The sequence below is a fragment of the Paenibacillus sp. P4_A7 genome (assembly GCF_056402455.1).
Genome location: NZ_JBFUHJ010000742.1, coordinates 1 through 1,599 on the forward strand (window position 1 = coordinate 1; position 1,599 = coordinate 1,599).

General features: G+C 44.8%; 1 protein-coding gene. It reads left to right on the top strand.

The window, feature by feature from the left end:
• Nucleotides 1-164 precede the first annotated feature (164 nt).
• On the top strand, nucleotides 165-1,599 hold a 1,435-nt coding region (locus AC1DWN_RS33580; protein WP_477563158.1), incomplete at its 3' end, for an extracellular solute-binding protein.

The following is a 1,599-nucleotide window of genomic DNA, read 5'->3' on the forward strand; positions in this document are numbered from 1 at the left end:
GGGTGTGATGCTTGGCGCTGTCAAAGGTTAAAGGGTGTGATGCTTGGCGCTGTCAAAGGTTAAACCACATAATGACGACAGAATAAACGGATTCGAGAGCAGTCCATGAATAGAAAAAATGTATGGGATCATAAGCAATCTATGAAAAAACAAGGGGGATAAACATGGAAGATAAAATGAAAAAAAGTACGTTAATGGCAGTGGTGACTGTGTTGGCAGCAGGGACGTTACTTGCTGCTTGTGCTAAGCCAAATGAAGAGGTTAGTGGAAACTCGGTCTCGCTGGAAAAAGAGGGAGCAGCAGCGTCATCCTCAACAGCAGAATCAGAGAAACGGGGCAAGATAAGCATGTCCCTCTATGACCGTGGCAATACGCCGCCGGAGGAAGGGACGATTACGAAAAATCGCTGGACCAAATGGATTAATGAGAATGGGCCCGCGGATGTGGAGTTTATCGCCATTCCTAGATTTGAATCGAAGCAGAAGTTTAATACGATGTTTGCTTCTGGAGAAGCTCCGGACGTGATCAACGAATTTGAAACGGGCTATCGGGATCAATTATACAGCCAAAAGCAGCTGCTGCCGCTGGAGGATCTGATCAAAGAATATGCACCGAACTACAGCAAATTGTTGGAAAAGTATCCGATGATGCGCCAGATCGGTACAAAACCTGACGGCAAATTGTACGAAATTGGGCGGGTTATTCCAAACTCCGTACAAGTAGCTGCATACATCCGTACCGACTGGCTAGACAAACTTTCGTTACCCATCCCGCAAACGCCTGAAGACCTGCTGAAAGTAGCAAAAGCGTTCACTGAACAAGATCCGGATGGCAATGCGAAGAAGGACACATACGGCTATTCACTCGCCTATTTAGGGGATGAGGCCATTGATGCTATGTATGGAAATACGATGTTCATTAAAGATGACAAGCTGGTCGAAGATGATGCGAGAATGAAAGCGGCTATTTCTTTTAAGAAACAACTGTTCGACGACGGAGTTGTTGATCGTGATTATTTGACGGATAAAAACGGCGAGAAGGCCAAAAAAGACTTTTTGTCAGGTAAGCTCGGAATCTATGTGGCTGACAATCCTAACGTTGATTTATTAACGACACTCCGCAGCACCAATAAAGAGGCAACAATTGCCCCTATGTTGATGCCGAAGACAGAGTTTGGACAATACACGATCCGAATGTCCAATCCGCTTCAGATGACAACGGTAGTTTATGCGGGTGCAAAGGATCCGGTCGCTGCTGTGAAAACGATTGACTTCATGTTGGCTGAATCAACGTGGAAAATGCTGAAATTCGGTACCGAAAATGTACATTGGAAAAATGACGAGCTTGGGTGTCCTCGGGTGATGAATCCGGATTTGCGTAAAATTGAGATGAGCTATAACACCGATATGTTCATGGTATCGACAACCATTGATGCCAAGGATATATGTAATGTTCCTGTTGTGAACAAGGATATTCCTAATGCCGAGGAATGGTACACAATCAGAAATGCAACACGTGATCTATACGAAAATCCCGAAGTTCCGCTGTACACGTTAACACATAGTGAGCATATGCCTACGCTTCCAGCTGATTTGTTAA